The following is a 17,928-nucleotide window of genomic DNA, read 5'->3' on the forward strand; positions in this document are numbered from 1 at the left end:
AAAAATAAGAGTTAGGAGTTAAGAAATATCGTTTTTGAATCTAGACTATAATAATATTTTCCTACAAATCAGCCAAAATAGCAGATTTAATTTTAATTTATTGAGGAGATTCAGCAAGTGCAGAAACGCGGACTCTCAAGATTTAATTTGAGGAGGAAAACTGGTGCTAATCTTGTTTCTCAAAGAGTTTTTCAATTTCGAGTAGTTATGCTAATGCTCTTGAGCATTGTTGTTTTATCTGGCTTCCTTGTAGGAGGTTGGTTTGCTGGTGATAGCACAATTAATAGATTTTTTGCTCAAATTTCTGTTTGGCAAGCCAACCCACCAATGTGGTTAGAAGCGCCAATGGTAAATGATAAATATTTACTACTACCCACTTTAGCATTGCTAATAGCTATGTTTGTGGTGATGAAACTTTCTCCTCAGCCTCGTGTTTGGTCACAACGGTTGGTAGTTGGTATATTATTCATTTTAACTTTGCGGTATGTGTTGTGGCGATCGCTCTCTACCCTCAACCTTGTTAATCCTCTCAATGGCGCAATTAGTTTAGGGTTATTTGGCTTAGAAATTTTGATGCTTTTGAGTAGTTTGATTGAACTATTCTTAATGTTAAATATTAAAGAGCGTCACCGGGAAGCAGATGAGAAATCAATCGCAGTAATTGACGGTGATTTTACGCCCTCTGTTGATATTTTCATCCCGACATATAATGAACCAGTATTTATTGTGCGGCGAACGATTATTGGTTGCCAATCCTTAGAATATCTCCAAAAAACAATCTATCTTTTGGATGATAATCAGCGTTTAGAGATGCGAGAATTAGCAGAAGAACTCGGATGTCATTACATCAGTAGAGCAGATAATCAACATGCCAAAGCCGGGAACTTAAATAATGCACTTGCGCGAAGCAGTAGTGAACTAATCGTTGTGTTTGATGCAGATTTTGTCCCCACCAAGAACTTTATCACTCGCACTGTTGGCTTTTTTCAAGATGAGACTATTGCGATTGTACAAACGCCACAAACCTTTTATAATGCTGATCCTATAGCCCGAAACCTTGGCTTAGAAAATATTCTTACCCCTGATGAAGAAGTATTTCATCGACATATTCAATCTATTCGAGATAGTGCAGATAGCGCAATTTGTGCTGGTACTTCTTTTGTTATTCGTCGCAGTGCATTAGAGAAGACTGGAGGTTTTGTTACTGAGTCTTTATCAGAAGATTACTATACAGGAGTTAATCTATCTTCTCAAGGCTACCGCCTTATTTATTTAAACGAGCTACTCAGTGCAGGATTAGCAGCAGAAAATATGTCTTCTTATGTAACTCAACGTTTGCGTTGGGCGCAAGGCACACTCCAAGGTCTTTTTATTAAAGCTAATCCTCTTGTAATTCCCGGATTTAGTTTGACTCAACGATTAGCTCATTTGGTAGGATTTTTGATTTGGTTTACTAATTTTTCTCGAATTTATTTTCTATTAATGCCGTTAGCTTATTCATTTTTGGGTGTAATTCCTATTCGTTCCAACCTAGCAGAACTCATTTATTTTTGGCTGCCGCTTTACTTAGTCAATCTCACCGTATTTGCTTGGTTGAATAAGTATTCTCGTTCCGCTTTTTTATCGGATATTTATTTTTTAGTATTATGCTTTCCTTTAGCTGTGACAGTGACACAATCTTTGTTGCGTCCCTTCTCGAAAGGATTTCAAGTTACGCCTAAAGGGATAAGTAGCGATCGCTATATTTTTAACTGGAAGTTAGCCTCACCTTTAATCATATTATTTATCGCAACAGCTATTAGTTTGTGGCAAAACTTATGTATGTGTATAGTCCAACGTTCTTTAACTACAGAAGTAGCAACAATAGCTGAACAAAGCGTAGGTAGGGGCTTAGGTTGGATGTGGAGCATTTATAATTTAATTATGATTGGCACGGCTATCTTAATTTTGCTAGATGCTCCTAAAAGCGATAACTTTGAATGGTTTGATTTACGGCGAGTCGTGCAGTTAAAAATTGGTAATGATACTTTTTGGGGTGTAACTACAATGATTTCCGAGATTGGTGCAGAGATAGCATTAACTCAGCAACTTCCTATAAATTTAGTTGTTAGTCAATCAGTAAAAATCACGATCGCCGAAGAAAATTTAAACCTATCTGCGGCAATTGTCAAGACTGGATTTGCCGATGAGTTTCCCACAATCCGCATTCACTTTGAATCAGTAAGTTTAAGTCAACATCGTCACTTAGTAGAAATGTTATTTTGTCGTCCCGGACAGTGGAAGCGTCAGAATGCGCCAGGAGAAATAGGTTCTCTGTGGTTACTGTTGAAAATTTGGCTAAAACCCCGAATCGTGTTTGATAAAAAAGTTGATGTCAGCCCAGTTATAGTAGCTAAAGTTTAAGATTTTAGTAGTAGGAGTGTACATTTTTATGCTCCTACTACGCCACCCAATTCCAGATAGTAAAGTTCATGGCATAAGAAAAGAGCAATATGCCGAACCAAATTAATATTATGTATCCCCAACGACTTTGGTAAGAAAACAACAAGCCTAATGCAAGGGACAGCGACACAATGCCATAAGCATAACGGCTAACAGACATCAGCGCTCCAGAGAATATAATTAGTAGCAATGAGCAAAAACCGTAAACCACAGCAGTATTACTAAGCTGAGTCCGAAAGTACCACAACATGTAACCACCACCAAAAACCATCACCACTTTCATCAAATTATCTCTGCCCACAAAGATAGCATCGGTAAATATAGACCACCAATTTGGTTGCGCCCATGCCTTTTGTGCATGAACAAATGCCAAAGGATCTTTAAAACTAATGGCGCAATATAGACTAAATGAAAGCAGCCCCAATGCTACAGAAAGTCCCGCAACATAGGCTAATAATGGTCTGCGTTCTCTCCATGCTACGAAAATAAAAGTGGGTAGCAATGTAATCCCTGTGGCGCGAGTTGCACTAGCCAATGCACCACAAACAGCAGCCCAGAAATACTGACGATTATCGAATGCTCGTAAAGCTGCTGTTGTCAAAAACAGAAATAGCCCTTCTGTATAAATAACTGTGCCGTATAAAGAAAAAGGACACCAAGCCATCACAGCCGTTGCCCATCTTGCAACATTAGTACCATGACGTTCTTCTGCCCAATAGTATAAAAGAAGTAATGCACCAAGAAAAGTTAGATTGTTCACCACTGTACCCGCCACTTCAAAGGGTAAGCCGAACATCATAACTCCACGAATAATCAAAGGAAATAAGGGATAAAAAGCAATAGAATGCTGATGTCCATCGTTAGCATAGTCATAACCTGCAACAGCAATTTTGCGATACCACTTACCATCCCAATGAGAGAAGAGTTCCCAACTGGGTTTAGGCATAAAATCAGCAGAATAATCTAGTGGATATGGGGGTTGCCAGTATGGATGCACAGGTGATGTGTATAATAACGGAGCAATAACTTGCATGGCAACGATAATTACAAGTCTACTCACCAGCCACATTAAAATTACAAAAACGTATCCATTAACTTTTAACTTATTATCTGTAAGTGTTGTTTCTTGATGATCCTTTTTTTTCATAATATTAAATTAATAGTCTTAGATTTTATTCAAGTTTGTTAATTCTGGCTTTTCAGTTTCCACAATCTCCCAGGTGGGAATATTGGTACTAACTCACCTTGCTGCTGCTGAATTGCCTTAACAAGTTTTTGAGAAGGACGAAAGACAAATATTGGATATTTTTCTAAAAGCAGAGACTGAATATTTACAGATTTTAACTGAGGAGACTGACTCAGCAACATTAATCTCACGTTTTTATTGAGTCCATAACTGAGCGAAATTAAGTCTCCTGTATTGGTAAAATCATCACCGATATCACTAATTACAAGTGGCGAAGAGTTAGCATTAACCTGTCTGACAATTTCAGCATTGAAATAGCTCAAATCCTTGCTCCACCATGTATCAGAGAAAGCACTAACTGTAGAAGATGCAATACTACCTGCAAGCAGTAAAACTGTAATGCTTCGCCATAAATTTTTTCTATGAAATATTTTAGTTGCCAGTAAGTAGGCAACTACCAATTGCACACCAGGATAGCAAGAAATTAAATAACGACTGACAGCAGAACGCTTACCGCCTAGTAATAAATCTGGCAAAACTAACATTAAAAAAGGTACAAAAATTGTAGTGATGATAAATAACCAAGTTCTGCGATTAGTTTCGCGGCAGACTGCATAGATGGACAGAAAAATCAAGAGAACAACTAGTAATCTGAGTAGATAAGTCCAAATACTATCAAAGCCAAAATCTAAGTCTAAAAACAAAGCAGTAAAACTAAGAATCCACAGCTTTATCAGATAAAGAAACTCTACAGTAACATTAGTCCAATTTGTAGTGTCTGATACACGCTGGTAGTTAGTTGTTAGCACCACTAACCAAGGAGTATATAAAAGAAGTGAGGCTGCGATCGCCAGCGTAAAATATTGTATATTTTTAACTTGGAATTTTCTGCGATTTCCTAAAACTTGCTCAATTAGTACATAAGTAGCCTGAGCAATTACTGTTAAACCAAAAAAAGGATGGGTATATAAACCCAATGTATTTGCAAAAGTGTACATTCCCCAATTTTGCCAACTTGGTAAGCGTAAAGCCTTTAGCAACAAAAAACTACTGCCAATAACTGCTGTGGTTAGTAAACTATACTGCCTTGCTGTTTGAGCAAATAGAATATCAAAAGGCGATAAAGCCAACAATACTACTGCTAATAAGGCTGCTGTTTGGGAGGCAAAAAGCTCCAAGCCTAGAGCATACATCAAAGGTAGCCCCAGCAAGCTGAATAAAACTGGCAAAATCCGCGATGCTGTCAGAGAACTACCAAACATCTGCATCCAAAAGCGTGCCGCGACAAAATATAAAGGCGGATGTTGGGGGTCTTCAATCTTTAGAGAGTTAATTGTGTCTTCTTTAGTGCTTCCTGGTTTAAGACGTTGATACTTCTGTAATTCTTGTGCGGGAAATATCCGATTTTGAAAAATTTCGCGGTCAATTTCTTGGCGCGTGAAACCCGCGGCTCGCATTGATGTATAGACTTCATCATGCCAATAAATTTTGTAGTCAAGATTGATAAATCGCAAAAAAACGCCTAACACCACAAGAACGACAACAAATAACCGCAACCAACTGGGAGCCAGTTCAGAATGCCGTTTGACAGAGTTGTTCATAAAAAGACAAAGTTAAATACTTGGCAAGAAACCAGCTTCAAGTTTCTTCAGATATAGTACTATGCTGTCAACTACCAGAAAACTGATTTCGCTGCAAAATAGAGCTTTGGCGAGAGTTGCGGGGTTTAAGTAATTTCCAGAGTGAGTAATACTCATCTCGATAAACAAGATTTATCTTGGATTGATTTTGAGTAGCTATTTTCTGTCGCCAAGTATCAGTAAGATTAAGTAAAAAAACCTGAGTATAGCTATCAGAAATATTAGACGTATTTTGATTTTTGAGTAACTTAAACTGCACTCGTGGCTCTACAAGATAACTTAAAGAAAAGACGTTTCCATAATTAATACCCTCAGCATCACTAATTAATAATGGACGCGCAGACCGATTAATAATTTGTGCAACTTGGTGATTATGATAACTTACACCTTTATTCCACCAAGTTTCAGCTTGATAATATACTCGCGAAGAAATAAGTCCACCAATAATTAACAGCACCATGATTGTTTGCCAGATTCTTCGCCTTGGCAATCGCCCACTATAAATTTGTGTAGCTAACAAATAAGCCACAGCAATTTGTATACCTAAATAGGAGGGCAAAAAATATGGCTCAGAACCTAGCTTTATACCACCAGTAGTTAAAGCTGGTAAAACTAATGGTAGTGCTGGCACTACAATCAAACTCAGAATAAATAGCCAAATTTTATAGTTAGTAGTACGGCACAATAAATAAATAGCACATCCTACTAAAATCACAAAAAATGTCCATATAAAATAGCCTAAAGCATTATTTAAACCCAAGTCTAAATCAATAAAGATTCTGCTTACTTGTCTCAACGAAAATGGTAATAAAGGTAAGATAAAAAACTGTGTTGATGTGCCATTATTTGATAGCAAAAATTGAAAAAATTTAGCCAATATAATTATTAGCCAAGGAATGAATGCAAAAAATGCTACAATCGATGCTAATAGATAAGCTCTAACAGTTTTAGTTAGTCGCAATCTTTCTGATATAATTACATACACGCCGTGAGCGATCGCTACAAATACGCTCCATAAAGAAGTGTAGAGACTCAATACTAAAGTGACTGTATAAATGCTCCAAGTTGTAAATGAGTCTGATGTTTGCTGTCTTTTGGCTAATTCATCTTCATATTTTGATTCCAGCCCCATAGCTCGGATTAGTGAGGCACTGCATACGATAATAGTAACTAACCAAAGAATATATTCTTGTGCCTCTGTTGCATATATTAGATAAACTGGGGAGACAGCGGTGAGTGCGATCGCTAACCCAGGTATTAATGTGGGTACATCAAATAATTCGCGGCATAGCCAATATATGCTAGGAAATACCAACAAGCTAATACAAGCTGATAAACTTCTAATTGCTGTAACTGAATTACCAAAAATTCCTAGCCAAAATCTGGCTAATACAAAATAAAGCGGTGTGTGTTGTGGATCTTCTTTAGCTAAGGACATAATTGTATCACTCAGTTCCTTTGGTTGATTAATATTTTGGAACTGAGCAAAACTTTCTGGAGTAATTACACGACCATTAAATAATTGCTGCTTGACTTCCTCAACTGTATAACCAGAAATCCGCAATGATGTATATGTTTCATCATGGGAATAAACTTTGCTGTTAATGTTAGAGAAACGAAATAATATAGCCATCACCAGCAAAACAATAGTTAAAAACCGTAACCAACTCTGCATGAGTGTGTTCTGCTGCATAAACAGGTTTCTCAAAAAGTGTTTTAACTTCACCCACTTCCACGAATTGTGGGCTATTGCTAGTCAAATTTACGGTCAAATCTTTTTTGATAAAGGCAAAGTTACTTTATTCAAAAAACACTTTGGAGAATGCCATCTTGTAAAATTTTCGATATTAGAGATAGCCAAAAAATCAATAGTTTTAAACTGCCGATCAATTGCTGGTAAACTGCATATCTTCGCTCCAATACTCAAATAAGCTTGTAAAATCTTGGGAATTTCTACCTCACATTTATCGAAGCAAGGTTGAGTGAGTTCTACACAATATTGAGAATTTGGATAAACCAAAATACTTGAATGCTTGAAGTTATTTTTTTCAAAAAAATGATATGCACAAGCAGCTTGTCTAGGAGATTGTGTTAGCAATGACGCACAGCCAAAAAAATATTTGCTTTGACTCCAGATGAGATAATTTGCTAATCCTTCCCAGAGTAATAATAGCGCTTGACTATTGCGAAATTCTTTAGCAATGCAAGCGCGTCCAACTTCTACAGATGCTTGCAGCACAGTATCAGGAATCGCACTGAGATTAAATACGTCAGCAGCATCAAACCCCAACCCTTGAGATGCCATTTTATAAGTTTGCATCCGATAAGTTCCAATCGTTTGACCAGTATGTTTGGAAATTAGTATCAAGTGATGACAAACTTCATCAAACTTGTCTCGATCCATCTGGGTTAGGCTAGAGCTAGAAAATCCTAAGCCCAGTTCCAGATTAAAAACTTCAAACCGCAAGCGGAAGATAGATTCTAATTCTTCTTCAGTCGAGGCAAGCCGCAGGATATATTTATCGGTCTGAAGGACTGGAAAATCTGTCAAAGAAGAAGAAGGATTAAGTGAGTAATTGATGTTGCGGTAAGAAATTTCCATCTGTCTTCCAACTTAGATGTGCGGAGATATCCTAGTAGGATTTACGCGCTTTACAACGAAAATATTCGATGTACTAATATGCCAAAGCGTTACAGGCGCGGCTTTCTAGGATATATTTCCAGAAAGGTTTTTTGATCAAACCTGACTTGGTAACGTGCCAGGTTTACCTGAGAATTTTCGCCAAACCTCTTCTGAAAACATTGTTTATCTTTCCCCCATTCTGTGAACCATTCCTGTCTCCACCGTTATTTGAGAAGTCGGTAGAGTCAAAAGAGTTAAAGATGAGGTGCTTCTATTATGGAGTTGGCTTTGAGAAAAATCTGGCAATAAGATACAAATTCTACAAATTTATAGATTAAATTTTATATTTCTCAGTGAGTCTGTCAAAAAAGGCACTTTTCTACTTTCTAAATACAGCCTTTTATTCATCATTATCTCTAGTTGGAATTTTTACTTAATTTTTCTGCAAACTCAACCCAATGCCAAATGCAATTTCAACGCCGCATCAACTAGTACCATCATATCTTCGTTTAAACTACCTAACAGTTCATCAGTAATTCGTTGCTTAGAAATTGTTCGCACTTGCTGCGCCTGTACTTTAGAAGGCTTAGTTAAACCACTAACCTCTGGATTCAGCAAAACTTCAAAGGGATAAACACGGCTCACATTAGAAGTAAGCGGTAAAATTGTCGCAGTGGTAGCAGCACTATTACTTATATCATTACTAACAATTAGCACTGGACGACGTTTACCCATTTCTGAACCCATCACCGGACTAAGATTTGCGTAATAAATATCACCACGTTTCATCTGCTATACCATCTGCCACTGTCACATCCCAATCATGATCAACTTCAGCAGACGCTTCTCGGTAAGCTTGCGCTAATTCTCGGTTTCGCAGCAATTCTAATGCCTCTTCAACTACTTGAGAACGAGATTTACAGCCTTTATTCCGCTTGTAATTTTCGACAAACTCCACTAAAGACGGTGGCAAGGAAATAGAGAGTTTTTCTACATTCATCTTCCTACCAATTAGTAGCAAAAATAATTCCTACTAATATCCTAGCTGAATTTCAGCAGATGCGATCGCTCACACTTTAGCTGAATAGATTAAGCAAGGCATTGTCCACCAAATTTACCTACTGCAATTGTCATACAGGTGTTATCTACAAAAATTTGGTGTATTTACCCAAAGTGTGGTGCTATCTAACGCAAGATTATTATCTTGCCGTCACTCCCCGAACAGCCAATCTCTGAAAGCTTTATCAGTTTGTCAATACAGGCTTTACTATTAGGAAAAAATAGGCCTTGCATTTGTTATTAGGAAATTAATGAAGCGATTGCCTACAGCACTGGCGAAGCCAATCGCTTAGTAGATAAAAGCTCTAGAATTCACAAATGGCAAATGTTTTCGGAGGGTGACAGAAGCGGGATATATCTTAGGTGATGGAAACTTAAAAGCACCTTCTCTTGGAGAATGCCTTTCATTAATCCTCCCCAACGCCCTCAGACGGTTAGCCACCCCACACAGAGATGGGTATCCCCTTGCTAAAGTAGAGGGGAAAACTACTAAGCTGGTAGATAGGACATTAAAATCAAAAATTACTGAATCGCACTTGTTGGTGGTTCGGACATCCCCATTGGCTCAATAACTGTAACTAAGATATGTTTGACGCATTAGCAGACCGTTTAGAATCCGCCTGGAAAAAGCTACGCGGGCAAGATAAAATTTCTGAATCTAACATTCAAGATGCTTTGCGGGAAGTGCGCCGCGCCTTGTTGGAAGCAGATGTTAACCTTCAAGTAGTCAAAGATTTTATTAGCGAAGTTGAAGCCAAGGCGCAGGGAGCCGAAGTTATTAGCGGTGTGCGCCCTGACCAGCAGTTCATCAAAATTGTCCATGATGAGTTGGTGCAGGTGATGGGGGATGAGAATGTTCCCCTGGCAGAAACTGAACAAAAGCCCACGGTTGTGTTGATGGCTGGTTTGCAAGGTACTGGTAAAACCACAGCCACCGCCAAGTTAGCGCTGCATCTAAGGAAATTAGAGCGCAGTTGTTTGTTAGTCGCCACAGACGTATATCGCCCAGCCGCGATTGATCAGTTGATCACCTTGGGCAAGCAAATTGATGTACCTGTATTTGAACTCGGAAGCGATGCTGACCCAGTAGAAATCGCCCGCCAAGGCGTGGAACGCGCCAAAGCAGAAGGCGTGAATACAGTCATCATCGATACAGCTGGTCGTCTGCAAATTGACGAAGACATGATGGCGGAACTAGCCCGCATCAAAAAAACAGTCCAACCCCACGAAACTTTATTGGTGGTGGACGCGATGACAGGTCAAGAGGCAGCTAATTTAACCCGCACCTTCCACGAAGAAATTGGGATTACGGGAGCAATTCTCACCAAAATGGATGGTGATAGCCGTGGTGGTGCGGCGCTGTCAGTCCGGCAAATTTCTGGTGCGCCGATTAAATTCGTGGGTGTGGGTGAAAAAGTCGAAGCCCTACAACCGTTTTACCCAGACCGCATGGCCTCACGAATTCTCGGCATGGGTGACGTTCTCACCTTGGTAGAAAAAGCCCAAGAAGAAATAGACTTGGCAGATGCCGAGCAAATGCAGGAGAAAATCCTATCAGCGAAGTTTGACTTTACAGATTTTGTCAAGCAACTTCGCCTGTTAAAGAACATGGGATCTTTGGGTGGGATCATGAAGATGATTCCAGGGATGGGTAAGCTCTCAGATGAACAACTCAAGCAGGGTGAAACTCAGCTGAAGCGGTGTGAGGCAATGATTAATTCCATGACAAAGCAAGAACGCCGCGACCCTGATTTATTGGCAAGTTCCCCCAGCCGACGGCGAAGAATTGCGACTGGTTCGGGTTACAAAGAGTCAGATGTGAGTAAGCTGGTAGCTGATTTCCAAAAAATGCGATCGCTCATGCAACAAATGGGTCAAGGTAACTTCCCCGGTATGCCAGGCGGAATGTTTGGCGGCGGCGGTATGGGTAATGCTTTTGCAGGTGCTGGTAATCGTCCTGCTGCCCCTGGATGGCGCGGCTACAGTGGCGGTGATGGCAGCAAAAAGAAAAAACCCAAAGATAAAAAGAAAAAAGGTTTTGGAAATCTTTAGTAGAGATGTGCCATATCGCGTCTTTACCTTAGACTAATAGCCGTAAACACTAGTCAAGTGTTAAAATGGGCATTTCAGTATGGGAAGTTTAAACAAAGGCACTTCAGCCGAGTTACTTCCTTCTTTGACCTGCTGCAAAAAAATACCTACAAACAGGAGAACGATTCTTCAACATGATCAAACTGCGCTTGAAGCGATACGGAAAAAAGCGGGAAGCGAGCTACCGCATCGTCGCCATGAATAGCATCTCTCGCCGCGATGGCCGTCCTCTCGAAGAACTGGGCTTTTACAACCCCAGAACTGATGAAGTGCGGCTGGATGTTCCCGGCATCGTCAAGCGACTACAACAAGGCGCTCAACCTACTGACACAGTACGTCGCATCTTAGTAAAAGCCAATGTTTTTGAACAGGTCAGTGCCAAACCCGCATCATAACGTCAACACAAAATCTCTCACAACTACTCCCAACTACGTTGGACTAGTTCAGTTTTTAATGCAGCCGTTTTTAGAATCTCCAGAGACTTTAAGCGTTGATTGTGAAATTTCTCAGAGCCTGAACAAGGCATGGATTCGCATCGCCTTTGACAGCGCAGATAAAGGTAAAGTGTTTGGTCGAGGTGGACGTAATATTCAGGCGATTCGGACAGTAATTGCCGCAGCTGCGGAACTTGCTGGACAATCAGTATACCTGGATATCTATGGCAGCACTGCTATGGGGCGAGATGAAATGTCTTTTGATGAAGACCGTGAAGAGCGATCTCCACTGCCGAAAACTAGGGAAAGAGGCGGAGACAACGTGCCTAGACCTGTTGCTAAACCTCGTTTCCGCTAGGTTTAAACTCAAGAGAAAGGAAGATGAGGGGAAAAGTATGAAGTGTGTAGACGCTTTTAGCGGCTTGCCGCAGGCTAGTATGAAGGATGAAATTTTATTCTTTAGCCTTCGTGTTTCTGTCTCTTGTCTCCTCTCATTGACCTGATTTCTAAATGCTATTTTTGAATGCAACTTCTGAATCTCTGTCAGGGGGTGAATCTAAGGAGTGGCTGAAGTCCGTTTGGGTGAAAATGAAACAATTGACTCGGCGCTAAGACGTTTTAAAAAGAAAATTCAAAGAGCCGGGATATTATCCGAAGTTAAACGTCGGGAAAGATATGAAAAACCCAGTCTGCGGCGTAAGCGTAAAGCGGAAGCTGTACGCAAAGGTGTTCGCTACTAAGCGGTTAGCCGAAGTCAATAGTGTGATTTGATGTGAGAAAGCTTGATCAATCTCAATCTCACTAAAGTAGAGACGCGATCGCGTCTCTAAATTTACTAAAAAAATAGCCAAAAATTCAATAAGCCGCCACATGTGTAAAAAAAGCACATTACTCTGTAAGAATGGTCATTATTTATAGTTGTTTAGCAAGGTTAAATGGCCAATCATTGTAAAATAATGTAAAAGTAAAGCTAATTGGAAACTTTAATAAAACAACTAAAAAATAGTAAAGCTTTGTTAAAAACTGCACTTCACACATTTAAGAAATAACTATGGCAGATGCCTTAACAATACAGCTGCCTAATATTCCCAGTGCGATCGCCCTTGCAGGTGATAGTGAAGAAAATCTCAAAATCCTGTCTAGACAAACAGGCGCGATGTTGGTGTTGCGTGGACAGGAACTGCATATTACTGGTACAGATGCCCAGATTAATCTCGCATCGCGGTTAGTGCGATCGCTTGAAGACCTTTGGATTAAAGGCAACACCATCTCCACTGCCGATATTTTAACAGCCCGTCAAGCCTTAGATAGCGATCGGGAAGACGAACTACAAGAACTCCGCCGAGATGTTCTGGCCAAAACTCGCCGCGGTGAAGAAGTTCGCGCTAAAACATTTCGTCAGCGACAGTATATTGAGGCGATACGGAAACGTGACGTTACCTTCTGTACAGGGCCAGCTGGTACTGGTAAAACTTACCTCGCCGTAGTTGTCGCTGTTCAAGCACTCCTTTCTAATCAGGTAGAAAAATTGATTTTAACTCGTCCAGCCGTAGAAGCTGGCGAAAGACTCGGCTTTTTACCAGGAGACTTACAGCAAAAAATTAATCCTTATCTGCGTCCACTTTACGATGCGATTTACGAATTCATTGATGCTGAAAAAGTACCTAATTTAATGGAACGCGGTGTGATTGAAGTCGCGCCACTCGCTTATATGCGCGGACGTACCCTAAATAATGCTTTCATAATTGTGGATGAAGCTCAAAATACCACACCAGCACAAATCAAAATGGTTTTGACCCGTTTGGGTTTCCGTTCTCGCATGGTGATTACAGGTGATACTACACAAACAGATTTGCCTCATAATCAACAATCAGGTCTATCAGTAGCTTTAGAAATTCTCAAACACGTTGAAGGCATTGGTTTTTGTGAATTCACCCAAAAAGATGTAGTACGCCATCCCTTAGTTCAGCGAATTGTAGCTGCTTACGAAAAATATGAAAAATAGCCAACAAATGACAAATAACAAAACAACAAAGGTCAATTAATTATGAATGCAAATTTAAAAGAATTTTTAGAAGCTTGCGAAACTCTGGGAACTTTGCGTTTAATCGTTACCAGCAGCGCTGCTGTATTAGAAGCACGGGGAAAAATAGAAAAGCTATTTTATGCCGAATTAGCTAAAGGTAAGTATGCCAATATGCACACCGAAGGCTTTGAATTTCACCTCAATATGGACAAAATTACCCAGGTAAAATTTGAAACAGGTGAGGCTAAAAGAGGTAACTTTACAACCTATGCCATCCGGTTTTTAGATGATAAACAAGAGTCTGTTTTAAGCTTATTTCTACAATGGGGAAAACCGGGAGAATATGAACCAGGTCAAGTAGAAGCTTGGCAAGCTTTAAAAGAGAAATATGGCGAAGTTTGGCAGCCTTTACCAGTTGAGTTATAAGTCATTTTGCATTTGCGGTAGGTTGGGTGGAGCGACAGCGAAACCCAACATAGACATCGAATTACGAATTACAAATTGGTATGAAGGCAATTTGCAGTTTTTGCTTGATTATTTTATTCTTGCTGGGATGGAGTGAGAATGCAGCGGCAGGTGAATTATCTGAACGCTTGGCAAATTTTCCTCAATGGGAAAAATTAACTTCTGTACAGCCAGCTTCTGGAGATTTAGCTTACCCTGAATGGATGGCTGGGTCTTGGAAAGTTACAAGTACCTTAATAGATTTAGCTGCACCTTTAGCACCAGATATTGTGACACCTGGGTTTGAAAGTAACCGTCAACAACTTAATCAGCCTGTAAGTTTTATGGTTAGGTTTATTAAACAAAAACCACCAATTACATTTGGTTTAAAATTTATTCCCCAAATCAATAACCAATCACCAATTTTAATAGCAGATAGAGCATTTAATAGCTTGAATTTAGCTAAAGCTTATTTAGGGGATCAAGCAGTATTATCAGTCAAAGTAGATCCAGCATCTCCGAATAGACAAATCACATTTTTACGCGGAGAACGTCAATTAGTTTCTATCGTTACATCGCGCGCTACGGAAATTACTGCTAATAATCAATTCATTACTGCCGAAGTATTTCAACAACTATTCAAAGGCGGTTCTCGTCCTTATTTTAATTCTGTAGAATCTACAACTGCTTACCATAAACTGCCAACAAATAATCCAAAAATTGAAGCAGATCAAGTTACGGCTGTCTACCTTTCACCACAAGATCCAGATTACTTTCAGGCGGTGTCTCAACCAGTCGCCCTTTATCGCTATCGGCTAAAATTTTTTCCTGTAGAGCTTCCACCGCTTCCAGAAGAATAATTCAGTCTATTAGTGCTTGACTATTTTGTAATACATTTGTAGTATAGTATTCCAAGCTCACGATCGCGCTCTTGGACAAAATAGATCATGGCAAAATTTCGAGATATTCTCAATTATTATCGTCCTAATTGGAAACTGAGCGTTTTCACTATTACAGTAGCGAGCATTTACGAAATTATTGATTTGGTTGTCCCCTATGCGATTGGGCAAATTTTAAATGTTTTGTCTAGCCAACCCTTAGACAAACCTCTGCAAAGTGCGATCGCATCTGTCTCAGAAGTTACCAATTACCCAGTTAGTAAACAACTATCTTTAGGTGTATTACTGGGTTTAATATTTATTGTGACTGTTGTGAGAGCGCCCACACAACCTTGGTTAACCCATTGGTTTCACTGGGATATCGCCCTCAGATTACGTCGGTCTAAAAGTCAAACAGCCATAGAAAAAATTCTCACTCTCCCCCTAGAATTTTATGATGAAAATAATCCTGGGCGCATTGCCGGCAGAATAGCTAGAGGTATATCAAATCACACTTGGAGTTATCCCGAAATTGCCGGACAGTTAATTCCCAAACTATTACGCGTAGTGGGAATCTTTGTGTTTATTTTGTTGATTGAGTGGCGAATTGCGACTTTATATCTGATTTCCTTTGTAGTTATCCTTGGTTTTAGCTTGAAGGACTTACAGAAACTGATTTGGCACGAAAGCCGTTTAGATAAATACACAGAAGATACAGAAAGTCGGACATCGGAACTCATCACTAATATCAAAACTGTCAAAGCATTTGCCACAGAAGCTCAAGAACTCAAACGTCAAAATCTTCGTTTGCAACGTGAACTGATAGTAGTCGATTATCGCATCCACAAAGGTTATGTGAAACTGGCTACTTGGCAAAGAAGTGTAATTCAGTTTTGCGTGTTTACGATTTTGGGTTTAACTTTAGTAGCCACACTAGACGGTCGAATTTCTCTTGGTCATTTTGTTATGACCTTGACTCTTTCTAGCATGGCGTATGCTGAATTAGAACCAATTAGTAGCTTGGCAGAAGTTTTTGCGCGGCGCTATTCTTCGATGCTGCGATTTCATGAATTTCTTCAAGAACCAATTGGTGCAGATGCAGCGAGTCTGTTGGATACGCGAAACGAGGCAGAATCACCCTATAGATTTACTGGTAAATTAGAGTTCTCTCAAGTCAGTTTTGGATATGATGCTAACCGAAAGGTGTTGCAAGATATCAACTTATTGATTGAACCGTACCAAACAGTCGCTTTAGTTGGGCGTTCTGGTTCCGGTAAATCTACTTTAGTGAAACTGTTATTGCGGTATTTTGAACCCCAAGATGGTCAAATTCTGATTGATGGTCACGATGTTAGTACCCTAGATATAGGTAAGTATAGGCGTAGGTTAGCGATCGTTCACCAAGAAGTAGATGTTTTCAACGGAACAATCTTGAATAATCTCACCTACGGTAGACCAACAGCTACCTTTGCAGAGGTGCAGGAAGCCTGTAAAATTGCCAGAGTTGATGAGGTAGTGCAGATGTTACCCCAAGGCTATTACACCGTTGTGGGAGAACGTGGTGTCAGGCTATCTGGGGGACAAAGACAGCGCCTCGGAATTGCTAGAGCGTTGTTAGTCAAACCAGATGTACTGATTTTTGACGAAGCTACCTCCAGCTTAGATTATGAGTCAGAGCGTTCCATTCAGTTAGCGATGCGATCGATTCAGGGTACTTGTACCACTATTGTGATTGCTCACCGTCTGAGTACAGTCCGCGAAGCCGACAAGATTGTAGTGTTAGATCAAGGCAGAATTGTCGAGGTTGGTAGCCACGAAGAACTGTTGCGTCACGAAGGTATTTACCAACGTTTGCACTCTTTACAAGAAACAGGTGAACTTCTAAATTAGAAAGGTTTGTGGTAGAGATTTTAGTGCTGAGAAATCTTCAGGACTAAACTCTTTACTACGAATCCCCAGAGGATTAAAACTGGTCGTCCCTAATCTGAAAACTAGATTCCTTATCATCATGGAGTTGCTTGCGGCGGATACCTGTAGTGAAAGGTTTGAGGTTGTGTGTATCCAAAAAATCAACCCAAGTTTTAAGCTAATCGTCATTTAAATTGCACCATTTTCATGGTAATCAAAGCTGCAAACCCTCTCCCTGCTCCCTGCCCCCCTGCGGCCTCAATGTGCAAATTAAATGCTTAACAGCTTACCAAAAGTGCCAGCAGGTAGCGATCGCAATTTTTCTATATGGACGATTTGTGATACATTCTGCCCTCATGTTTCCGTAACGCTATCGAGCAGATTTAAAAATTGTTGGAGGCGAGGAGCAGGATTTGAGGAAGCAACATCGGGTTGCATATCTTTAGATTTGGTTTTGAGTAGGGTGGGTGACTCCACCCTAAAACTTCAATGCTGGGTTTGCTGAATTAGCGGGGTTGTTGACGACGCTGTTGAGCATTTTGACGGAACTGCTGAAGTTTTGTGCGTTGTTCTGGAGTCAAAACCGCTTGTATTTGTTGTTTAGAAGATTCGCGTATTTGCCGCATTTGGGTTTTTTGTGCTTCTGTTAAATTCAACTCTGCAAAACCCTTACCAGCACGACGACCTGCACGCTGTCCTGGTTGCCGTGGCTGACCTTGATTTGCTTCTCTTTGGGCGCGACGTGCTTCAAAGGATGCCTTTAATTGATCTTTTTGTTCTTGAGTGAGAACATTTTCTATCTGGGTGCGGGTGTTGCGTTGAATTTGCTGAATTTGGTTTTTTTGAGCGTCAGTCAGGCCTAATTCTGACCAAGCACGTTTTTTACCTTGCCAACGCCCTTGTTCTTGTGATTGAGCAAGTAGTAGAGGGGAATTAGATAAGGTTTCGGCTTTGGCTGTGAGGGAGGTTGCCGTTAAAGTAAGAGCGATCGCACCAGCAATTAATGATAATGACTTCAGTTTCATTTGTTACCTTGTTTTCCTTTCCTGTTGAGGATGTCACTATCATAGGAATTTATCTTTAGTAATCACATGAGGAGAAAGTCACGGTTACACCCATGACTTTAGTCATGCTTTATTTTTGTGATATTTGAGTAACAATAACTTATAAATTACAGTTACAGCGAAATTCAGGAGT

General features: G+C 40.0%; 16 protein-coding genes. 9 read left to right on the forward strand and 7 right to left on the reverse strand.

The features are described 5' to 3' along the window. The first annotated feature begins 213 nt into the window (after nt 1-213). Nucleotides 214-2,403: a glycosyltransferase gene (locus IQ259_RS15200; RefSeq protein ID WP_228014553.1), complete on the forward strand. Its 2,190-nt coding sequence runs from the start codon at nt 214-216 to the stop codon at nt 2,401-2,403. Between the two features lie 37 nt (nt 2,404-2,440). Here IQ259_RS15200 and IQ259_RS15205 read toward each other — a convergent pair whose 3' ends face one another. The 6 genes from IQ259_RS15205 to IQ259_RS15230 form a co-directional block, all read right to left on the reverse strand. After that, nucleotides 2,441-3,589 carry a hypothetical protein gene (locus tag IQ259_RS15205; RefSeq protein ID WP_193886181.1) on the reverse strand — a complete coding sequence of 383 codons (1,149 nt, stop codon included), beginning with the start codon at nt 3,587-3,589 and terminating at the stop codon, nt 2,441-2,443. A gap of 38 nt (nt 3,590-3,627) precedes the next feature. Next, nucleotides 3,628-5,229 carry a glycosyltransferase family 39 protein gene (locus IQ259_RS15210; RefSeq protein WP_193886183.1) on the reverse strand — a complete coding sequence of 534 codons (1,602 nt, stop codon included), beginning with the start codon at nt 5,227-5,229 and terminating at the stop codon, nt 3,628-3,630. A 67-nt stretch (nt 5,230-5,296) separates the two neighbouring features. Then, entirely contained in the window at nt 5,297-6,961 is a 1,665-nt protein-coding gene (locus IQ259_RS15215) for a glycosyltransferase family 39 protein (RefSeq protein ID WP_193886185.1), read from the reverse strand. A gap of 75 nt (nt 6,962-7,036) precedes the next feature. After that, nucleotides 7,037-7,870, reverse strand: a complete 834-nt coding sequence (locus IQ259_RS15220) for a GNAT family N-acetyltransferase (protein WP_193886187.1) — start codon at nt 7,868-7,870, stop codon at nt 7,037-7,039. Nucleotides 7,871-8,341: 471 nt separating this feature from the next. Beyond that, nucleotides 8,342-8,680: a type II toxin-antitoxin system PemK/MazF family toxin gene (locus IQ259_RS15225; RefSeq protein ID WP_193886189.1), complete on the reverse strand. Its 339-nt coding sequence runs from the start codon at nt 8,678-8,680 to the stop codon at nt 8,342-8,344. After that, nucleotides 8,667-8,891, reverse strand: coding sequence for a ribbon-helix-helix domain-containing protein (locus IQ259_RS15230; RefSeq protein WP_193886191.1), 225 nt, complete (start codon nt 8,889-8,891; stop codon nt 8,667-8,669). Before IQ259_RS15230 ends, IQ259_RS15225 begins: the two co-directional genes overlap by 14 nt. Nucleotides 8,892-9,535: 644 nt before the next feature. On the opposite strand from IQ259_RS15230, the gene ffh reads away from it, so the two are divergent. The 8 genes from ffh to IQ259_RS15270 all read left to right on the forward strand — a co-directional run bounded on the left by ffh (nt 9,536) and on the right by IQ259_RS15270 (nt 16,713). Next, on the forward strand, nt 9,536-11,002 hold the full coding sequence (gene ffh, locus IQ259_RS15235; protein ID WP_193886193.1) for a signal recognition particle protein: 1,467 nt from the start codon (nt 9,536-9,538) through the stop codon (nt 11,000-11,002). A 173-nt stretch (nt 11,003-11,175) separates the two neighbouring features. Further along, nucleotides 11,176-11,436, forward strand: coding sequence for a 30S ribosomal protein S16 (gene rpsP, locus IQ259_RS15240; RefSeq protein ID WP_193886195.1), 261 nt, complete (start codon nt 11,176-11,178; stop codon nt 11,434-11,436). Further along, on the forward strand, nt 11,399-11,833 hold the full coding sequence (locus IQ259_RS15245) for a KH domain-containing protein (protein WP_193886197.1): 435 nt from the start codon (nt 11,399-11,401) through the stop codon (nt 11,831-11,833). Before rpsP ends, IQ259_RS15245 begins: the two co-directional genes overlap by 38 nt. A gap of 205 nt (nt 11,834-12,038) precedes the next feature. Further along, nucleotides 12,039-12,215: a 30S ribosomal protein S21 gene (gene rpsU, locus IQ259_RS15250; RefSeq protein ID WP_193886199.1), complete on the forward strand. Its 177-nt coding sequence runs from the start codon at nt 12,039-12,041 to the stop codon at nt 12,213-12,215. Between the two features lie 311 nt (nt 12,216-12,526). Further along, the gene (locus IQ259_RS15255; protein WP_193886201.1) at nt 12,527-13,480 is read left to right on the forward strand and encodes a PhoH family protein; all 954 of its coding nucleotides are present in this window, start codon (nt 12,527-12,529) and stop codon (nt 13,478-13,480) included. Between the two features lie 42 nt (nt 13,481-13,522). Continuing rightward, nucleotides 13,523-13,927, forward strand: coding sequence for a ChuX/HutX family heme-like substrate-binding protein (locus tag IQ259_RS15260; protein ID WP_193886203.1), 405 nt, complete (start codon nt 13,523-13,525; stop codon nt 13,925-13,927). 80 nt (nt 13,928-14,007) lie between these two features. Beyond that, nucleotides 14,008-14,805 (forward strand): DUF6816 family protein, encoded by a 798-nt coding sequence (locus IQ259_RS15265; protein ID WP_193886204.1) that lies wholly within the window; start codon nt 14,008-14,010, stop codon nt 14,803-14,805. A gap of 87 nt (nt 14,806-14,892) precedes the next feature. Further along, entirely contained in the window at nt 14,893-16,713 is a 1,821-nt protein-coding gene (locus IQ259_RS15270; protein ID WP_193886206.1) for an ABC transporter ATP-binding protein, read from the forward strand. 524 nt (nt 16,714-17,237) lie between these two features. Here IQ259_RS15270 and IQ259_RS15275 read toward each other — a convergent pair. Continuing rightward, nucleotides 17,238-17,756: a Spy/CpxP family protein refolding chaperone gene (locus IQ259_RS15275; protein ID WP_193886208.1), complete on the reverse strand. Its 519-nt coding sequence runs from the start codon at nt 17,754-17,756 to the stop codon at nt 17,238-17,240. Between the last annotated feature and the right edge of the window lie 172 nt (nt 17,757-17,928).

Source organism: Fortiea sp. LEGE XX443, assembly GCF_015206815.1.
In the GTDB taxonomy this organism is placed as follows: Bacteria; Cyanobacteriota; Cyanobacteriia; order Cyanobacteriales; family Nostocaceae; genus Nostoc_B.

Bases quoted from the DNA above. Each gene is read 5' to 3' on its own strand.
- IQ259_RS15200 (WP_228014553.1), top strand. From the start codon at position 214: ATGCTCTTGAGCATTGTTGTTTTATCTGGCTTCCTTGTAGGAGGTTGG.
- IQ259_RS15205 (WP_193886181.1), bottom strand. From the start codon at position 3,589: ATGAAAAAAAAGGATCATCAAGAAACAACACTTACAGATAATAAGTTA.
- IQ259_RS15210 (WP_193886183.1), bottom strand. From the start codon at position 5,229: ATGAACAACTCTGTCAAACGGCATTCTGAACTGGCTCCCAGTTGGTTG.
- IQ259_RS15215 (WP_193886185.1), bottom strand. From the start codon at position 6,961: ATGCAGCAGAACACACTCATGCAGAGTTGGTTACGGTTTTTAACTATT.
- IQ259_RS15220 (WP_193886187.1), bottom strand. From the start codon at position 7,870: ATGGAAATTTCTTACCGCAACATCAATTACTCACTTAATCCTTCTTCT.
- IQ259_RS15225 (WP_193886189.1), bottom strand. From the start codon at position 8,680: ATGAAACGTGGTGATATTTATTACGCAAATCTTAGTCCGGTGATGGGT.
- IQ259_RS15230 (WP_193886191.1), bottom strand. From the start codon at position 8,891: ATGAATGTAGAAAAACTCTCTATTTCCTTGCCACCGTCTTTAGTGGAG.
- ffh (WP_193886193.1), top strand. From the start codon at position 9,536: ATGTTTGACGCATTAGCAGACCGTTTAGAATCCGCCTGGAAAAAGCTA.
- rpsP (WP_193886195.1), top strand. From the start codon at position 11,176: ATGATCAAACTGCGCTTGAAGCGATACGGAAAAAAGCGGGAAGCGAGC.
- IQ259_RS15245 (WP_193886197.1), top strand. From the start codon at position 11,399: ATGTTTTTGAACAGGTCAGTGCCAAACCCGCATCATAACGTCAACACA.
- IQ259_RS15255 (WP_193886201.1), top strand. From the start codon at position 12,527: ATGGCAGATGCCTTAACAATACAGCTGCCTAATATTCCCAGTGCGATC.
- IQ259_RS15260 (WP_193886203.1), top strand. From the start codon at position 13,523: ATGAATGCAAATTTAAAAGAATTTTTAGAAGCTTGCGAAACTCTGGGA.
- IQ259_RS15265 (WP_193886204.1), top strand. From the start codon at position 14,008: ATGAAGGCAATTTGCAGTTTTTGCTTGATTATTTTATTCTTGCTGGGA.
- IQ259_RS15270 (WP_193886206.1), top strand. From the start codon at position 14,893: ATGGCAAAATTTCGAGATATTCTCAATTATTATCGTCCTAATTGGAAA.
- IQ259_RS15275 (WP_193886208.1), bottom strand. From the start codon at position 17,756: ATGAAACTGAAGTCATTATCATTAATTGCTGGTGCGATCGCTCTTACT.